Annotated in this window: 15 protein-coding genes and 3 pseudogenes; 5 read left to right on the top strand and 13 right to left on the bottom strand. The window is 41.2% G+C overall.

The genetic code is table 11. The annotated features are described in order from the left end of the window. Nucleotides 1–99 precede the first annotated feature (99 nt). Nucleotides 100–531 (bottom strand): nucleoside-diphosphate kinase, encoded by a 432-nt coding sequence (gene ndk / locus P4S60_RS20580; RefSeq protein ID WP_036972405.1) that lies wholly within the window; start codon nt 529–531, stop codon nt 100–102. A 241-nt stretch (nt 532–772) separates the two neighbouring features. On the opposite strand from ndk, the gene P4S60_RS20575 reads away from it, so the two are divergent. The 3 genes from P4S60_RS20575 to P4S60_RS20565 all read left to right on the top strand — a co-directional run bounded on the left by P4S60_RS20575 (nt 773) and on the right by P4S60_RS20565 (nt 6,503). After that, a complete protein-coding gene (locus tag P4S60_RS20575; RefSeq protein ID WP_337117375.1) occupies nt 773–1,363 on the top strand; it encodes a hypothetical protein in 591 nt (196 codons plus the stop codon). A 320-nt stretch (nt 1,364–1,683) separates the two neighbouring features. Continuing rightward, the gene (trhP, locus tag P4S60_RS20570) at nt 1,684–3,069 is read left to right on the top strand and encodes a prephenate-dependent tRNA uridine(34) hydroxylase TrhP (RefSeq protein WP_337117373.1); all 1,386 of its coding nucleotides are present in this window, start codon (nt 1,684–1,686) and stop codon (nt 3,067–3,069) included. A gap of 125 nt (nt 3,070–3,194) precedes the next feature. Further along, the gene (locus P4S60_RS20565) at nt 3,195–6,503 is read left to right on the top strand and encodes a bifunctional diguanylate cyclase/phosphodiesterase (protein WP_337117371.1); all 3,309 of its coding nucleotides are present in this window, start codon (nt 3,195–3,197) and stop codon (nt 6,501–6,503) included. Between the two features lie 2 nt (nt 6,504–6,505). Here the strand turns inward: P4S60_RS20565 and P4S60_RS20560 are convergent, their stop codons facing one another. The 5 genes from P4S60_RS20560 to P4S60_RS20540 form a co-directional block, all read right to left on the bottom strand. Beyond that, nucleotides 6,506–6,919, bottom strand: a complete 414-nt coding sequence (locus P4S60_RS20560) for an RrF2 family transcriptional regulator (RefSeq protein ID WP_337117369.1) — start codon at nt 6,917–6,919, stop codon at nt 6,506–6,508. A 1-nt stretch (nt 6,920) separates the two neighbouring features. Beyond that, nucleotides 6,921–7,841: a DMT family transporter gene (locus P4S60_RS20555; protein WP_337117367.1), complete on the bottom strand. Its 921-nt coding sequence runs from the start codon at nt 7,839–7,841 to the stop codon at nt 6,921–6,923. Nucleotides 7,842–7,939: 98 nt separating this feature from the next. Next, complete coding sequence (locus tag P4S60_RS20550) at nt 7,940–8,650, bottom strand: AraC family transcriptional regulator (RefSeq protein WP_337117365.1); 711 nt, start codon at nt 8,648–8,650, stop codon at nt 7,940–7,942. A gap of 59 nt (nt 8,651–8,709) precedes the next feature. Beyond that, on the bottom strand, nt 8,710–9,312 hold the full coding sequence (locus P4S60_RS20545) for a LysE family translocator (RefSeq protein WP_337117363.1): 603 nt from the start codon (nt 9,310–9,312) through the stop codon (nt 8,710–8,712). Between the two features lie 26 nt (nt 9,313–9,338). Further along, the gene (locus tag P4S60_RS20540; RefSeq protein ID WP_337117361.1) at nt 9,339–10,169 is read right to left on the bottom strand and encodes an AraC family transcriptional regulator; all 831 of its coding nucleotides are present in this window, start codon (nt 10,167–10,169) and stop codon (nt 9,339–9,341) included. A gap of 263 nt (nt 10,170–10,432) precedes the next feature. On the opposite strand from P4S60_RS20540, the gene P4S60_RS20535 reads away from it, so the two are divergent. Continuing rightward, nucleotides 10,433–11,287, top strand: a complete 855-nt coding sequence (locus P4S60_RS20535) for a DUF417 family protein (RefSeq protein ID WP_337117359.1) — start codon at nt 10,433–10,435, stop codon at nt 11,285–11,287. A 38-nt stretch (nt 11,288–11,325) separates the two neighbouring features. On the opposite strand, the gene P4S60_RS20530 is transcribed toward P4S60_RS20535, so the two are convergent. The 7 genes and pseudogenes from P4S60_RS20530 to P4S60_RS20500 all read right to left on the bottom strand — a co-directional run bounded on the left by P4S60_RS20530 (nt 11,326) and on the right by P4S60_RS20500 (nt 16,887). After that, nucleotides 11,326–12,210, bottom strand: a complete 885-nt coding sequence (locus P4S60_RS20530) for an alcohol dehydrogenase catalytic domain-containing protein (RefSeq protein ID WP_337117536.1) — start codon at nt 12,208–12,210, stop codon at nt 11,326–11,328. 60 nt (nt 12,211–12,270) lie between these two features. Further along, nucleotides 12,271–13,077, bottom strand: a pseudogene (gene dkgB, locus P4S60_RS20525) (2,5-didehydrogluconate reductase DkgB); the annotation flags it as partial. Nucleotides 13,078–13,086: 9 nt separating this feature from the next. Further along, nucleotides 13,087–13,989 carry a TIGR03571 family LLM class oxidoreductase gene (locus tag P4S60_RS20520; RefSeq protein ID WP_337117357.1) on the bottom strand — a complete coding sequence of 301 codons (903 nt, stop codon included), beginning with the start codon at nt 13,987–13,989 and terminating at the stop codon, nt 13,087–13,089. Between the two features lie 172 nt (nt 13,990–14,161). Continuing rightward, nucleotides 14,162–15,361: a low temperature requirement protein A gene (locus tag P4S60_RS20515; protein WP_337117354.1), complete on the bottom strand. Its 1,200-nt coding sequence runs from the start codon at nt 15,359–15,361 to the stop codon at nt 14,162–14,164. A 12-nt stretch (nt 15,362–15,373) separates the two neighbouring features. Continuing rightward, on the bottom strand, nt 15,374–15,739 hold the full coding sequence (locus P4S60_RS20510) for a hypothetical protein (RefSeq protein ID WP_337117352.1): 366 nt from the start codon (nt 15,737–15,739) through the stop codon (nt 15,374–15,376). A 9-nt stretch (nt 15,740–15,748) separates the two neighbouring features. Continuing rightward, the gene (locus P4S60_RS20505) at nt 15,749–16,297 is read right to left on the bottom strand and encodes a redoxin domain-containing protein (protein ID WP_337117350.1); all 549 of its coding nucleotides are present in this window, start codon (nt 16,295–16,297) and stop codon (nt 15,749–15,751) included. Nucleotides 16,298–16,306: 9 nt separating this feature from the next. Continuing rightward, a pseudogene (locus tag P4S60_RS20500) lies at nt 16,307–16,887 on the bottom strand (NAD(P)H-dependent oxidoreductase). Nucleotides 16,888–17,014: 127 nt separating this feature from the next. Between P4S60_RS20500 and P4S60_RS20495 the strand changes: the two are divergent. Next, a pseudogene (locus P4S60_RS20495) lies at nt 17,015–17,370 on the top strand (winged helix-turn-helix transcriptional regulator). The last annotated feature ends 14 nt before the right edge of the window (nt 17,371–17,384 follow it).

Below are 17,384 nucleotides of genomic sequence, written 5' to 3'. Positions count from 1 at the left end.
CATTAGCTAAACAGATTTACAATAGGCTTAGCTAATGACTAAAAAAGGGCCCGAAAGCCCTTTTTCTTCTGCATCACAGACTTAGCTGTGAACTCGAAATTAACGAGTACGTGGGCAGATTTCTTCGTCAGCGAAGAAGTATGCGATTTCACGTGCAGCTGATTCAACAGCGTCAGAACCGTGAACAGCATTTTCGTCGATGCTGTCTGCGTAGTCAGCACGTAAAGTACCAGCTAGAGCTTCAGCAGGGTTAGTAGCACCCATGATTTCACGGTTTTTAAGTACTGCGTTCTCACCTTCAAGAACAGTAACCATTACTGGACCAGATGTCATGAACTCAACTAAAGCACCGAAGAAAGGACGCTCGCTGTGCTCAGCGTAGAAACCTTCAGCTTTTTCTTTTGAAAGGTGAACCATTTTAGCTGCAACGATTTTAAGACCAGCAGTTTCGAAACGGTTGTAGATAGCACCGATGTGGTTTTTAGCAACTGCATCAGGTTTTACGATTGAAAAAGTACGCTCTAAAGCCATCTTTATGCTCCAATAATTTTAAATTTAAAAGGTTAAATATTAACGGGCGCGAATTATACGCGCTTTACGTGAAAATTCCTAATTTAATTAAATAGTCATTTGATGGCATTTTCATGAACCCTCACTACGTAAAGCGAATTGAGTATAAAAAATGAGCGTGCTTGCACTGCTAAGTACTTGTTATGAGCAGTTTAATAAGTAATTATTATCTCAGGAAATGACAAAACTAATAAGGACAATTATGAAAAAGCTTTTACTGGTCAGTCTACTCGCAAGTTGTTTAGCGGGTTGTAATTCAGACTCAAATGATGAGCTAACGTGCCACCCTTTTCCCCTGGCAATCGATATTGATAATTATGTTGTCACCCCAGGGCAAAACGAGGCTAACACAGCTCTCGCTTATGATGCCTATACCATAAAATTAGGCGGTTCTGGCGAAGGCGTTTATAGTGAAGGAGATGAGCCTGACCCTAATATAGAGTACGCAGAGTGTGCTATCCCAGCAGTTGTACTAGGGAGCGCGAATACCATTACAGCTATTAATATTTATTCAAGCGCTGATTACAACAATGAATTCACCGCGGGGATGAGTTTAAATAGCCTGTTTGATATCACAGAAATGTTTGTTAATGATTTTGATTATTACAGTGATGGCAACTATGCCAGTGTTGAAGACTTCACAAGCGTATTCCCCACTATTGCACCTATATTTATTGAACTAAAACCTAACCAAGCTCCTGAAGTTGAAAGTAGTCATATTTTTTATATCGATATAAGTTTTGCAAATGGCAAAACCTTTGCGCTTGAAACTGAAGAAGTGCAGCTGTTTTAGTCTTTGTAATTAAAAAATCACATTTAGCATATAATATAACTATTTAATTATTAAAAGAATATATGTTGCAGCTTTTTGGGCTGTTAACATTAGCAAATCCAAACCAATTATCCTGGATAGTTAATTGAGTTTGATCTAAAAAGGTGGCCATAGGATTGGTCACCTTTTTTATTTTTATGGGCTCACAGCTTGTTTGCTGAGTTTTCACCAATCATGATCTAGATCAATAAAATTACTGGGTAGGTTATTATACTGCCGCGCTTCATTATCGTATTAATTCATGCAACCGACTTGTACTCGGTTCGATGTGTGGAGCTTTCATGTCGTCACCTATTTTAACCCCTCGCCCTTTTACGCCTGAGTTGTTATCACCTGCGGGTAGTTTAAAGAATATGCGTTATGCCTTTGCCTATGGTGCAGATGCCGTTTACGCTGGCCAGCCTCGTTATAGCCTTCGTGTTCGTAACAATGAGTTTGACCTCGATAACCTGCAAATCGGTATCAACGAAGCCCATGCGCAAAATAAAAAATTATATGTGGTGTCAAACATCGCTCCTCACAATGCCAAGGTAAAATCGTATTTACGCGATATTGAGCCAGTCATTGAGATGCAACCAGATGCGCTGATCATGTCTGATCCAGGCCTAATTATGTTAGTGCGTGAAAAATGGCCAGACATGCCGATTCACTTATCTGTGCAGGCCAATGCGGTGAACTATGCCACAGTGAACTTTTGGGCACAGCAGGGTATTGAACGAGTCATTTTATCGCGCGAATTATCGCTTGAAGAAATCGCTGAAATTCGTGAACTATGCCCAAATACAGAGCTTGAAGTGTTTGTTCACGGTGCACTTTGCATGGCGTACTCTGGCCGTTGTTTGTTATCGGGTTATATTAATAAACGCGATCCAAATCAAGGAACGTGTACTAATGCATGTCGTTGGAACTACGATGTGAAACCAGGCACCGAAAATGAAACGGGCGAAATGGTGCATAAAATCGACCCTAAAGCGGTGATCCCAACTCTAGGCGATGGTGCACCAAGTAATGAAGTGTTTATGCTTGAAGAGCAGGGTCGTCCTGGTGAGTACATGCCTGCATTTGAAGACGAGCATGGTACTTACATTATGAACTCAAAAGACCTACGTGCAGTTCAATATGTTGATCAACTGACGAAAATGGGCGTGCATAGTTTAAAAATTGAAGGCCGTACTAAGTCTTTCTACTATGTTGCTCGTACTGCACAAGTGTATCGTAAAGCTATTGATGATGCCGTTGCTGGCCGTCCATTTGACGCAAACTTATTTAAAACTCTCGAAAACTTAGCGCACCGCGGCTATACCGAAGGGTTTTTAAAACGCCACGCACATCAAGACTATCAAAACTATGAGTATGGTCATTCGGTGTCAGATAAACAGCAGTTTGTGGGTGAAGTCTTAGGTCGCAACGAAAATGGCTTAGTTGAAATTGATGTGAAAAATAAGTTCTGTACTGGTCATTCACTTGAGCTTATGACACCAAAAGGCAACATCAACTTTAAGTTGGATTTTATGGAAAACAAAAAAGGCGAAGCCATTAGCGATGCAAAAGGTTCAGGTCATATTGTTAAAATTCCTCTGCCAGAAGATATCGATTTAGAGCACGCAATTTTGATGCGTAATCTCGACGCCGACCAAGACACCCGCAACCCATTCAATAAAGCTTAATAGAAGATGCGCTAAGTCATACTTAGCGCATTTACCTCATCTTTTTTGGTATTTCACTGTCGTTATTGGTTATTTTTACTATCCTTTTTTCTAAGGGTTTTAATTAGATATAGTCAAAAACTATAGTGAAATACGTTATTCATCCATCACATCAAAAAGAGCTTTTACACACTGTACCCTATATTGCGGTAGGGGTATTGCTGCTGGCTGTTGTTTTGCTACTTGAGCGATTAGGCCTTATTGCTGCTATTCCTTTTTATGTAGCGATGCATACGAGCGTCGAATTATTTTCAGTTGTGATTTCGTTTTTAATATTTGCGATTGGTTGGAATACTTGGCATTTCACCAATAACTACAAACTGTTACTACTCTCTTGCACCATGTTGTGTGTTGCTATTTTTGATTCATTACATTTTTTAGCCTTTGATAGCATGCATGACGGCCATGCTGATATGAATCTGGTATTGAGTTTTTGGCTTATTGCTCGGTTGTTTAATGGGGCTGCATTTTTAATTATTGCGGCAGGAATTTGGGTTAATTATAAACCGTTAAACGCGCGTGCCTTGCTTACCTCTTTGTTGCTTTGTTGTTTGATCATCGCAAGCACATTCTTTTACTTTCCTGATTTACTGCCAGAAATATATATTGAAGGAGTAGGCGGGAGTCATATTAAGTTTCTACTTGAGATACTTGTTTTGGCACTTTACGGTGCAGCCGTCGTCATGTTCGCGACACAGCTTCGTAAACCTCGAGCGAACTTAAACATTGCAGGTAAAACATTAGTATGCCTGTTAGCTATTTTAAGTGAGGCTTGTTTTGTGGTGTTTAATGATGCGTCGCACACCACCAACACCTTTAATTTTTTTGGTCATGTTTATAAAGGGCTCACCTACTTTTTGCTGTATAAAATCCTCTTTGTTGAAACCGTGACTAAACCGTATGCAGCACTAGATAACTCCTCTAATCAGTTAAAAGCAACGCTCACCGCACTGCCAGACTCTGTGTTTGAGCTAGAAAAAGACGGTACTTTTCGCGAAGTCTTCAGTGATAACTCCGATAGCCATGTGTTTACTAAAGCGATGGTTGGGCAAAATATTAGTAGTATGTTTGAAAAGTCTGATGCACAAGATTTTATGCGCACGCTAATGGAGGCAAAAAAATCAGCTGTTTGTTTAGTCAATACCTTACCCATTAGCGTAAATGGCTGGGTTATTCATTTTGAATTTTCTGTTACCTTGTTCGAGCACGATAATGATGGCCCAACGTATTTGGTGAATGCTCGCGATGTGTCGGATAAAGTAGGCCGTATGGCGGCACTTGCTCAGCAAAGTAAATTTAATCGGGGTTTATTACAGCTAACCGAAATTTCGTTTCAAGACGATCAAGATGTGTTGTTGAATTATGCTGTTAATCAAGCACTCGAAATTACCAATTGCGATGGCGCAGCTTTGTTTATTTGTAACGAACAAAAGCAACATGATTATCGCGCCGAGAAAGGTACTGTTTTTGATGTGTGCACTGAAAAGTTGCAAGGCAAAATAGCGGGTGGGCAAGCTGTAATAGTTAACCGAAAACATGCGAAAGAATACGGGTTACCTAGTGACTCTAACTCATTGTTAGTGGTGCCCGTGATACGCCATAGTCAGTGCCATATGGCCATTATTTTGCAGCATAAAACCAAGGTGTTTAGTGTGCAAGATAAAAACATGCTAACGGTTTGGGCTGAGTCAGTGTGGCAATGGTTTCATAAAATTAACCTAAACAAACGCATGCATATATTGTCTCAAGCGGTTGAGCAAAATCCACACCCCATTATGTTTACCAATACTGATGCAAAAATTGAGTATATGAATCGCGCATATCTTGATATGTGTCAGTACGAGTATGATGAACTAATAGGTCAGAGCCCGCATAAAATCAGTGCTGGTCAAACTGAGCCAGCTGTTTATCAAACAATGTGGGAGCACTTAAAAAATCGAAAAGCATGGGTGGGTGCTTTGGTTAACATGACCAAGCACGGTAAAGTGATTGTTGAGCAAACTACCATTTACCCATTAAAGGATCAGCAAGGGAAGGTGAGTAACTACATTTCGTTTCAGCATGATGTGACCAAAGAAGTCGAAAGTGAAACCCTCATACATCAACTTTCTTATTTTGATCAGCTAACGGGGCTTGCAAACCAAGACAAGTTGCAGATGGAGTTTGAGCAAACCATTAAGCTTCAAGCAGATACAAAAGCAGCCTTTATTTTAATTGGCTTAGACAACTTTAAAATTCTCAATAAAGCATTGGGTATGGCAAGTTGCAACCTTGTATTACAAAGCTTGAGTGCGCGAATTTGTAACTTTATGGGTGACCAGATTATGGTTGCACGACTACAAGGCGACCGCTTTGCATTTATCACGCCTTATACTTCCACTGGCGCTATAAATAAAAGTACTCACGATTTATTAAAAGTGATCAGTGAGCCGCTGACGATTAATGATGAACTCATTGTTGTTACAGCATCCGTTGGGGTTGCTCTGTATCCGATGGATGGCAAAGAATTTGAGCCGCTACTGCAAAAAGCAGAATCAGCGATGTTTGAGGTTAAACGGCAGGGTAGAAACAATGCGTTATTTTACGCCGAAGAAATGAATAAATCTGGGCTTAGGCAATTACAAATCATCAACGCCCTTAATTATGCCCTTGAAAATAATGAGTTTTATTTAGTTTTTCAACCACAAATAGATATTGCATCAGGCGCTGTGGTGGCTGTTGAAGTATTATTACGCTGGCACAGCGGAACACTAGGTAACGTATCACCTGCTGAGTTTATACCTATTGCTGAAAGCAGTGGTCGCATTAGCGAAATTGATGACTGGGTATTTGAAAATACCGTTAAAACAATTCGCCAGTGGCAAGACGACAACATGCCAGCAATGACCTTTGCAATAAATCTATCGGCAACTAAGTTTGTTAAAAAGCACCTGCTTGGTGATTTAATTTCGGTGTTGCAAACTTATTCTATTGAGCCTGAGTGTATTGAACTTGAATTAACGGAAACCATTGCCATTGGTAATCCTAAATTTGCATTAAACACGATTACAAAACTTCGTGAAGCAGGGTTTAAAATGTCGATTGATGATTTTGGCACAGGCTATTCGTCAATGAATTACTTAAAAGACTTTGCTCTCGATAAGCTCAAAATCGACAAATCATTTATAGATGATTTAGAAAACCCCAGCGAGGCTGACAAAGCAATTGTTAAAGCTATGATTGATTTAGCCAGCGCGTTAAATATGGAGTCAATTGCTGAAGGCGTTGAAAGCGAGCAGCAGCTGCACATACTGAAAGAACTCAAGTGTTCTCAAGTACAAGGTTATTACTTCAGTAAACCCCTGCCAATTACAGTATTGTATGAGTTTGTGAAGTCACCAAGTTTTTCAAGGTAAGCCTACTTTTTAAATTGACTGGCAAGCTCTGCAAGCGACACTTCAGCAAAACGTTTTAATAACAGTGCTTCTGCATCATCCATTGCGTTTTGCAGGGCGCTGTTAACTGCTTGTTCGATAGGGCAGTTGCTGTGCTCATCGGTTAGACCAATTACAAACAGGTTCTTTTCGCCAAGCGCTTGGTGTATATCAAATAAAGTGATGTCTGTTAAGGGAGTGGCCAGTAGCCAGCCGCCATTGTGACCTTTGATTGCCGACACATAACCCGCTTGACGCAGTAACGCCATAGTACGGCGCACAACCACAGGGTTAGTCATTAACATGTTTGCTAATGTCTCTGATGTAACAGGGTGGCTGTAACTGTTTAAATGGATCAGCACATGTAAAACCCGTGATAGTCGGCTGTCTTTTCTCATCTTAAATCGTCAATATGCGTTTTTTGCAGTGTATCACGAACTGCTTAATATTAACTGTTTGAATTACCAAACTAACGCTCACTAAACCAATGCCAAGCCAGCCAATTTGCTGAAATTGCTCATGTAAAATCACAATAGCCAGTATGGTGGCGATGATAGGCTCAAGTAAAGTAATGAGCACAGCTTGGCTAGCCGCGATGGTTTTTAAGCCAATACTAAATAACCAATAACCTAAAAACATCGGCACAATGGCCATGTAAAGCGCCACGCTGGTATTAGTAACTGTGGCAAAAAGCGCATCGCCAGTAATTAATAACGAAGGCAAGAGTACACACGTAGCGCCGCCAAATAGGCTTGCCATGGTTGCTCTTGAGTGAACGCCATTGCTAATTAAACGTTTGGCAACCCATGAGTAACCCGCATAGGTAAGCCCTGCAATTAAGCCAAGTAAAATGCCGATGTTTTGGCTAAACAGCCCCTTAGCAGCAGGGTTATGCTCTTTACCTAATGCGATTAAGCCAATGCCTATTGCACCAAAGCAAAAGCTGACTAGCCAGCGAGTTGAAATGGGCTTTTTCTCAATTAAGTATTCTAATAAGACGGTAAATAAAGGGGCGCTGGCAATCGAAACAACGGTGCCTATTGCCACACCAGCGCTATTCATCGAGGTATAAAATGCCAGCGGATAAATAGCTACACAAGTTGAGCCAAGTAGGGTTAGGTGGTAGTGCTTACGCAGTGTAGTGGCATTGTTTTTTAGCTGATTTAGTGAGGTTAAGCAAAGTAATACGCCGCCAAACCCCATCGCAAACGCACCTATTGCAAAAGGGCTAATGTCTGGTGCAAAGCTTGCGGCTGTGCCTGTTGTGCCCCAAAACACACTGGCAACTAAAACGGCAATGGTCGCGATGGTATGGTTCATTGATGATTCGCTTTAAATTTAAGATATCAAAAGCATAATCAAAATTGATGCAAGATTTTTGACAAAAAAGACGGTTTTGTTGGCGGTAAAAACTAAAGTTACTTTTTGAATTTACTCGGTGATAAGCCAAAGTACTTTGAAAAACTACGGCTAAAAGAGGAAAGCTCATTGTAACCCACTAACTCACTAATACGCTGCAACGGGTAGTCGGTATGACTGAGTAAAGCTTGGGCTTTTTCCATTCGCTGTTTAGTTACATAGTTCATGACAGTCAATCCGGTTTGTTGCTTAAACAGCAGTTTTAATTGCGTTGGGCTTAAACAGGCAATGCTGGCAAGGTGTTTGATGTGAAGAGGAGTGCTTAAGTGACTGTCAATATAAAGCAGTGCCTCGCTAATACGGCTGTCGACCTTAGGCTGCATAATTTGCTCAGCTAACAGCAAATTGAAGGTGTTAAACATGGCAAGTTCTAATTCACGATTAACCGCTTGCTCAAGTTGCTTTGCCACAAACTGCAAAAATGCCCAAAGTGATTGATTAATAGCAAACACGCGGCGCTCAGCAGTGGCCAGGTTATTTGGTAGCTTTGGCATATCGGCCACCACAAATCGCGCCTCTGGCATTGCGGTAAACAGGTGTGATTGCGAGGCTTTGACGACCACGCATTCACCGGGGGCGACTTTACCTTGAAAATCACCCACACTAATAGCAATCACACCTTTTAAGGGCAGTACAAGTTGATGATAGTCATGGCTATGACTAACAGGCTTAGTACTGTAAGAGCGGATAGATAGATTGCCTTGCATCATTTTGTGATAACCGTTTGCTGAATAAGGCTATTATGCCTGTTTGCGAGGGATGATCAATTTTAGGCCATTAACGGGGTTAGCACATGCTCGTAGGCAATCATTAGCGCGACATAAACCAACAAAACAGCCATCAGTTTATTAAACACATTAAATACACCCGGCCGTGATACTTGTTTGCCAAGCACTAAGCCCGCTAACGAGTAACTTGTAGGCGCACCAAAAGCAAGTATGGCTAAAATAAGAGACCAAAATACGATTGCAGCGCCGGTAATATCTGCGCTTGGGAACTGAATCGTAGCAATTGGCAAAGTAGCTACCAGCGCTTTTGGATTTAAAAGCTGCATAAACAGGCCATCGAAAAAGCTAAGTGAGGCATCCGCTGAGGTATCACTCACCTGTACTTTTGCTTTTGCGACCTTCCAAGCAATATACAAAATATAGCCGCAACCAATTAAGCTCACATAAGGCAAAAACTGCGGATTTATCATTTGTAATCCAAGGTAGCCAAGCAGTACAAATAAGATAAACATCGCGCTACCCACGCCGATAAAAAACCCAAGGTGTGACCGTGTTTGTTTATTTAAGCCACTGCTTAAACCGAGTAAATTGATTGGCCCAGGGGTGTACATAATGCCAATAGCATATGCAAAAATATCTGCCATAACAGCTCCAAATCAGTAATTTAGCTCTATCTACGAGCCCATTGCAGTTGAAATTGTTTTGGTGTCATACCGAATACTCGTTTGAAGTTACGATTGAGGTGACTGGCATCTGCAAAGCCAGATTCAACCGCTACGCTGGTGGCATCGCGGCCAACTTGTAACGCTCTACGGGCATAATTAATACGACAGTTCAAAACATATTGATGTGGAGTAATACCGAAGTGCTCGCGAAAGCGGCGGATAAAATGAAACTTCGACATAGTGGCTGCATGGGCAATGTCATCAATATAAATGTCATTGTCGATATTTGCCAAAATATAGTCTTTTGCGCGCAGTAGTAAGCTATCAACTCGGGTGCTTAAAGTTGGTAAATCAAGGCTGCCGTTGAGCCTGACTAAAGACTGTGCCATTAGCAATACTGCAGCTTCTCGCTCTATTTTGCTGGTGCTATTGGTTTGTAAAAGCCTTGATAAGTTAATCACTTGATTCCGCAGTAATGGATCAGCATACAAGGTGTTTGCCATACGTAATGTGCAATCTTGCTTATACCCTAGCGCTTTGAACAAAGGCTGAAATTCATCGGGATGAATGTACAGCATTAGATACTCTAGGTTTTGTTCAGTGCCAGAGTGGCCATCGTGAATATCTTCAGGGTTAAACAAAATAATATTGCCAGGTACGCTTTTATAAAACGCATTTCGACAAAAGAAATCTTGCCGCCCCTGTAGAGTAATGCCAATTGAATACTCTTCGTGAGCATGTTTTGCATAGGTAAAATCACTCATAGTCGCAGTCAACATCGAGATGCTCTGATGCTGTTTGTTGTTGATGTACTTAAAGTGATTGTCTTTGCTCACAGATGCTCCTGAAGATTGTGCGCTTCGTTATTATTCCTACGCCAATATAGCGAAGCAGGCAACCTAAAAACTTGAACAAAATTGCTGATATAGAGTTATACCGATTTCTTTTTTCCTAAGTAACAGCAAATAGTGTCGATTTTTTCTCAGTTTTTCAATTGCCTAGACAAACTAATGCTCAGACTTTTCTTATTTTTTAATTCAGCGTGAATGTTTTTATCCCTAACTGAGGTCTTTTAAACAAGCAGTAGAGAGGGGTTTAAATGAATTTAAGTACATCAAATAATTTAGTGGTTGCACTTATCACCATCAGTTTTTCGTTATTGGGTTTGTCTTTTATCTTGGGAGCAAACCCCAATGCCATTGGCAGTATTTTTTCGTTCTATAAATTAGACGCTCAGGTGCCAGCTCATATCATGAGTATGATCACAGGCTTTGCATTTTGCTTTGTTGGTATTACCAGCCTTCATTCACATTTGGGGTTTATAAATAGGGCGCTTCCGACCATCACTGCATTTGCTATATCTCTGCTCTGTTTGATTACGCTGTTTGGCGCTAATCGTTGGCTTGCAAGTGAAGGGGGCTTCCCTGTGATTGGTTCAGGGCAGGGGATCATTAAGTATTTTGCTGTTATTCCGCTATTTTTATTTGTGTTTTACAAAGATACTTTGAGTGATAAAGCGCATATTGCTTTGAATTATGCATCGGTGGCATTAGTGCTGGTTTGGATTGGTGCCATGAAGTTTTTTGCTTTTGAAGCGAAGGGGATTGTAACACTTGTTGAAACATCGCCGTTTATGTCATGGTTATATCAGGTTTTTAGTGTGCAGGGTGCATCGAATGTAATTGGTGTATTTGATATTGTCAGTGTGCTGTTGCTTTGTGTTGGCTTGTTGATTAAAAACAATAAGTTAATAGTATTGGCAGGGCTTGCCTGTTGCGCTGTTTTTATCATGACGCAAACATTTTTAATTACCGCACCGAATGCGCTTAGCAGCTCGACGGTTTTAGCAGGACTTGGTCAATTTGTGATTAAAGATCTGTGGTTTATTGCAAACTTAGTGATTATTTATCACCTAGCTGTAATCAATGATACAGCCAACGAAACAGTAGCATAAAATAAAAAAGGCCTCAGTAGAGGCCTTTAAAATGAGAACTAAACAACTACAACGGCTTTTTGCTTTTGAACTTTAGAAAACTCAAGCGCATCGTTGAGATTGTTAAATTCAAAGTCAGTGGGTTCTTCAACATTTAAAGTACCCGACGCAATGTCATTAAGGAGCTTTTCTCCATCACTTACAAGGCGTTGCCATTGCTGTGTATCGCCATAATCATGTAATGCACCAAGGGCAATCTCGTGATAAGAAATAGTGCGCGTAAATGGCTCATCTACAGGTGTTTCAATACGTCCTAATATACTGATCACATGGCCATTTGCTTTTAGGAGTGGCACTAACTTTTTAGCTTCTTCAGGGCCGTTAGCATCAAAGAGTGCAAAGTAGCCACCCTCAGAAGGCGCGTCGCGTAATATTAACTTAACGCCAAGCTTTTCTGCTTGCTCTGCCGTTAAGCTTTTTGATAATGCATGAACTTCAAAGCCACTGTGGTTCAGCATTTGCGTCAGCAGTTTATTAACAGCTCCCATGCCGGTAACTAATACTTTTTCGCCTTTGCGTAATGGTATTTTGCTAAAGGCTTGCCACGCAGTAAGCAGTGGGCAAGGCAATGCAGCAGCAACATTAGCAGCTAACTCTTTTGGTAATTGCATAACACGTTCAGCATAAAGAACCGAGTGCTTAGCAAAGCTGCCGTTTTCACTTAAGCTATGATGATAAGCGACTGTTTTACCAATTAGTTTGGTATCTACGCCATCGCCTACCTGCTCAACAACCCCAGCACCGTCTACGCCAGGTGTGTGTGTATCTGGCCAATTAATAGGATCAGCTTGAATAAACTTCCAATCAACTGGATTGATACCAATCGCAAGGTTACGAACTAAAATTTGACCTGCTTTAAGTGCTGGTACAGCTTTTAATCCCAAAGTGAGCGCTTTATCAGCACCTTGAAATTGCCAAGCATGAGTTGTTTTTACTTCATCATGATCCCAATCAGGAGCAAAATCCGGGTTTGCTTGCCTGTCGCCGCAGCTAAGGGCATCAATTTGATTAATCTCGTCTTGGCTTAAGCTAAGCGAAAGGGCTTTTAAGTTGGTAGTCATATTTTCGCGTTTGGTCGATGACGGTATCGTCACCATGTCATGCGCTAATTCCCAAGCAATGACCACTTCAGCAGTGCTTACTTGGTGTTTGTTTGCAATCGCTTTAATGGTTGGATCTTTAAGTACTTTACCTACCGCAAATGGCATATAGCCGGTAACGAGAATGTCGTTTTGCGTACAAAAGTCACGTACCTTTTGGTTGGTTAGGTATGGATGAACTTCAACTTGATTGGTAAATAACGCGCCTTTTGGCAAAATACTTAAGGCTTCTTCCATTTGTGCAATGGTAAAGTTTGAAACACCAATTTCTTTAGTCAAACCAAGCTCTTTTGCTGATTGTAACTCGGTTAAATACTCATCCATGCTTTCGCCATTGGCAGGGCTTGGCCAATGAATAAGCAGTAAATCGACGTAATCTAGTTGTAGTTTAGTCAGGCTCTCTTTTACGCTGTTAATAAAGTCCGTTTTATTTAACTTATCATTCCATACTTTGGTGGTAATAAATAACTCACCACGTGCAACACCACTGTCTTTAATCGCTCGGCCAACAGCTTCTTCATTACCGTATATTTGCGCGGTGTCGATGTGTCTAAAGCCCTCTTCAATAGCTGTTAGCACACTTTGATATGCAACTTCGTCTTGTAATCTAAATGTACCAAAACCCAGTTTTGGCATAATTGATTGTGACATCATAACTCCTTAATTATGGAACTTGGGCAAAACATGTTCGCCGATGTGCTTTAATGCCCATTCGATGGGTAATTCGTTACGTCTAAAGTGCAGGCCAATGTGATTCACACCGGCATTTTTCATTGCCTTAAGTTCTGAGATGAGTCCGTTGACGCCTGTTTCAACCCCAAAAAGGTGACGTTTTATAGGCGCATCAGGATCATCTAATAAATTTAAATGAATAAAACTAACGTACGGCTTATTTCCTGCGACCTCTCGCCACAATGCGACACGCTTTTGATGATCATCTGGTGTGCCTGGGTAAGCAAGCCAGCCGTCCATGTTTTCGCCAACCCATTGAGGGCTTTGCTGAGCAAGACCTGCTACATAAAGTGGGAAATCTTTCACTTCTGGTAGTAGCTTTTGACCCGCTTCTAAAGGTCGCTTAGGTGCGCCTTTTAGTAGCGAAACAGATTCACGTAGTTGCTCACCACGGCTTGCAAAATCAATATCGAATAAAGGGTATTCAATGGGCCTATCACCGCTGGCAACACCTAAAATTAGCCTATCATTACTAAGCGCTTGCACAGTATTTGCTGCTTTTTTAACAAGCCAGGGTTGGCGCAATGGCAATACAACCGCGACGGTGCCAAGTAATATATTCTTGGTTTTAGCTGCTAAGTAACCAAGGTAGCTGAAGGTTTCATAAACTTGGGCGGCATCACCAAATTGCGGGTCATAAATCGGTACATCGCGAACCCATGCTGCTACATAGCCAAGCTCATCGGCAAGTTGAATACGTGATTCATGGTTAGCTAAATTAGGGATCCCAAATGATTGATTTGATTGTTGTTTGAAATGTGCCCAGTCATTATCAAGTGGAAGTTCAACCCCAATTGAGAATGGTTTTTGCGCTAATTTATCAAAACTCATTATGACTCCAAACTTTAAGGGACATGGCTAAGCAAAACTTAATAATTTAATGCGGCCCTGAAAGTGATTTATGATTAAGTAATGAGGGTATTGTGGCGTTAAATTTCTTTGCTAAAAACAGCAAGGATAACAAAACACCTTTGTCGTTTTTGCAAAGGTGTTTTAATCGTTATTAATTAGCTTCTTCTTTTGAAAGGGTAAAGTATGCGCGAGTAACTGGGTAGGCAATTTGTGAAATCAGTGCAGTGCCCCAAAGTAAGTTGCCAATGAGCGAAGGCACATGGGGTAAAATGGGGATGGTAACTAAAGCGAGTAAAACGCCAAACATTCTTACTTTGGCTGTTGCAAAACGATGGGCCACACGGTGTTCGATCATTAACTGGATCCACAATAAACTCAATAAGTAGCCTGCTAACCCTACACAACCAATGACGCCATATTTTAGGGGATACGGCTGCCAAAACCCGGCTTTCACTTCGCCGGCGAGTGCAACGCCAACCATAACGGCACATAACATTAAAAACAGGTGAGCTAACCACCAACTTACGAGTGTCCATTTGTGCTGATTTTTGGGCTTACCATTGCCAACAAAGTCAAAGTAAATCCAGCATTGCACAAATACTGCAATACCACCAAACATAAAGTTTGCTAGTACAGAGGGGTCAACTTTATAAATTCCTTTTTCTGCTAAAGTAATCACCAATTTAAAGAAACCTTCGCCTACGACAATAAGCAGTAATAGGGCGAAGCGCTCAGACATATGCCCAAGGCGTGGTAAAAAGCGTTTATTTTCAAGTACACCAATTTTTGGAGCCATATATAAAACCTGGATAGCGGCAATCGCAGTGCCAAACACCCAATAACGATAGGGTGCAGGCATAAAGGCTGTGGTAGCAAAGATAATGGCAAGAGCAAAGTAGTTACGGCTCACACTGCGTGCTAACTTTGTTGATTCGACCCCCAGTTGATTGGTGCGATGAAATAAATAAGCCGTGATCAGGCGGTTCGCGGCATAGGCCAATGCAAAATATGTCCATCCTTTATCAAGTACATGGGGAATAGAGGCAGCCAAAATCATGGCGGTGACAATTTGGCAGGCCATGATCAGTCGATGTTTTACATCGGTACTGATATAGAGTGAGTTAAAAACGCTGGAGTCTGCCCACGCAAACCATACGGTGATGAACAAACCGGCAAAAGTAAGAAAACCACTTAAATGTAAGTGGTCGCTTAAAAAATTACCTAGCAGAAAAATGATTACCACATGGATAAGGTCGTAAAATAATTCAACCCAATGAACATGGTCATGTGAACTTTTTAAATCTAGGTGATGCTTAGGTAAGCGCCACATTGGGTGGTTTTCTAATGCCATAATTGCTTCTACCTATTTACTCTCGACAATAATTGCAGTGATGGTGGTTTCACCCTCATTTTTGACTTGATGAGTCCAGGCGTCATGCCACATCACATAGCCATTGGGGATCTCGAGTGTTGTTTGTGACCCTTTAGTACTGATGGTCGCCTTACCACCTGTCTCAAAATAGACAGTTTCGGCATTATGCGTGTGCCAATTATCTTGCTCACCTGGTGCTAAAGTCATACGCAAAACAAGTACTTCACTGTTATCTAGCAATACTTCATAGTGATTAGGTGAAGCAATATGTGCATGGGGAAGCTGTGCTGAAAAAGCATGTGGTGAGCACATTATTATGCTCACCAAGCCAATCAGCAAAGTTGTAATTTTGCTCATGGCTACTCTCTACTTATGCATACCGCGAATTGGGTAGTTATTTTTTGGGTCGCGTATCCAATTAATCCCACTTACTAAGGTTGCTAAATCAGGTCTTACAAATGGGTTATTAGAATAATCAACTACATGTACATTACCTTGCTCGTTAACCACAAACAGTGCAGGCTCTGCGAAAGGGTGATCCGTTTCTTGCGGTGAACGGGGATCAGATATGTAAGTACCTAATGCTTGCATTTGCTCTGTAGTCAAACCGTAAGCAAGTGGAAATGACACAGATAACTGCTCTAAATGCGCTTCTAACTGCTCTTTGCTATCGCCTGAAACAGCAATCACATCAACACCCGTTTCTAATAGCGCTGCTTTGTACTGCTCGAGGCTGTTTAAATAGCGAGTACATAAAGGGCAATGCTTACCACGATAAACAACCACAAGCTGCCAGCTTGCACCGTGTTGAGGTTGACCAAGAACAGCCTCTTCACCATTCAAAAGTGCAGCACTAATACTAGGAAATGCACTGCCCGGGTGGAGTTTATTGCTATAAACAGATTCGTTACTCATGAGTGTTCCTTAAAAGTTCTCGTTTAAGTGTTTTTCAAAGCGCGCAAAGTCGCTGTCGATGTCTGCATTTTTCATCACGTCATAACAGGCGAAAGTAGGTAACGCTTGCATACCGAAAAACTTAAAGTTCATATGCATTGGGAAAACAAGGTCATCCACACTTTTACCTTCAAAAAAGTCAGCGGCATCTGCAAATGATTCTGCAGGTGCATTTAAAGTCAGCGACATCATGTATTGAGTGTTAGTCAAGGTGCCGCCTTTACCGTAATTGGCTTTTGGATTGTCTTGATGACGACCATCACCATGGCAAAGCGCTCCACCCATGCCGGCTGTATACACTTCATCCATGTATTTTTTGAATGACCACGTCATGCCCATCCAATTAATAGGTGATTGCAAAAAGACGATATCTGCCCATTGATGGTTTTCAAGTTCAGTTTCTACATCAAATTCGTCTTGTGTATTAACCACACGAGTTTGATAGCCCTTTGCTTGAAAAAAGCGTCGGCTTTTTCTACTAAAGCAGCATTTAACTTACCCTCAGAAAAAGGGTAATAGTGATGTGCGTTAAGAATTAATATGTTTTTCATAGTTGAGTATCCGTTTGCTAGTTACATTATCGTGTTCAAAATATATTCTGTGGTATATAATAGTAACCTAGATTATATAATCAACCAGTCACCTTTTTGTAACTAGGCTGAAAAATGCGAGGATGTTTTGGAAAGTTCAGTAGAAACAGATAGTAAGGGTAGAAAAAAGTTTTAAATGCTTGCATGGAGCCGTGTGCTATTGAAAAAGGCATGCGTTTGATTGGCGGTAAATGGACGGGCTCTATTATCTATCATTTAAAAGATGGCCCTGTGCGCTTTAATGATTTAACGCGCATGCTGGGTGGTGCAAGTAAAAAGATGATCGACCAACGTCTAAAAGAGCTTGAAAGTAGAGCGATGATCACCCGTCATGTTATTAGTACGCGCCCGATAGCGGTGACCTATGAGCTTACTGACTTTGGCCGCTCAGCACTGCATATTCTCGATGAGTTACGGGTTTGGTCTGAATCGAATGAGATTTAATTAGCTTAGAAAGG

The sequence above is a fragment of the Pseudoalteromonas sp. Hal040 genome, assembly GCF_037162425.1.
GTDB classification, from domain to species: domain Bacteria; phylum Pseudomonadota; class Gammaproteobacteria; order Enterobacterales; family Alteromonadaceae; genus Pseudoalteromonas; species Pseudoalteromonas gelatinilytica.
The sequence above is the reverse complement of the archived record's forward strand: the minus strand, read 5'-3'. Positions and strand labels throughout refer to the sequence as shown.

Bases quoted from the DNA above. Each gene is read 5' to 3' on its own strand.
- ndk (WP_036972405.1), bottom strand. From the start codon at position 531: ATGGCTTTAGAGCGTACTTTTTCAATCGTAAAACCTGATGCAGTTGCT.
- P4S60_RS20575 (WP_337117375.1), top strand. From the start codon at position 773: ATGAAAAAGCTTTTACTGGTCAGTCTACTCGCAAGTTGTTTAGCGGGT.
- trhP (WP_337117373.1), top strand. From the start codon at position 1,684: ATGTCGTCACCTATTTTAACCCCTCGCCCTTTTACGCCTGAGTTGTTA.
- P4S60_RS20560 (WP_337117369.1), bottom strand. From the start codon at position 6,919: ATGAGAAAAGACAGCCGACTATCACGGGTTTTACATGTGCTGATCCAT.
- P4S60_RS20555 (WP_337117367.1), bottom strand. From the start codon at position 7,841: ATGAACCATACCATCGCGACCATTGCCGTTTTAGTTGCCAGTGTGTTT.
- P4S60_RS20550 (WP_337117365.1), bottom strand. From the start codon at position 8,650: ATGATGCAAGGCAATCTATCTATCCGCTCTTACAGTACTAAGCCTGTT.
- P4S60_RS20545 (WP_337117363.1), bottom strand. From the start codon at position 9,312: ATGGCAGATATTTTTGCATATGCTATTGGCATTATGTACACCCCTGGG.
- P4S60_RS20535 (WP_337117359.1), top strand. From the start codon at position 10,433: ATGAATTTAAGTACATCAAATAATTTAGTGGTTGCACTTATCACCATC.
- P4S60_RS20520 (WP_337117357.1), bottom strand. From the start codon at position 13,989: ATGAGTTTTGATAAATTAGCGCAAAAACCATTCTCAATTGGGGTTGAA.
- P4S60_RS20515 (WP_337117354.1), bottom strand. From the start codon at position 15,361: ATGGCATTAGAAAACCACCCAATGTGGCGCTTACCTAAGCATCACCTA.
- P4S60_RS20510 (WP_337117352.1), bottom strand. From the start codon at position 15,739: ATGAGCAAAATTACAACTTTGCTGATTGGCTTGGTGAGCATAATAATG.
- P4S60_RS20505 (WP_337117350.1), bottom strand. From the start codon at position 16,297: ATGAGTAACGAATCTGTTTATAGCAATAAACTCCACCCGGGCAGTGCA.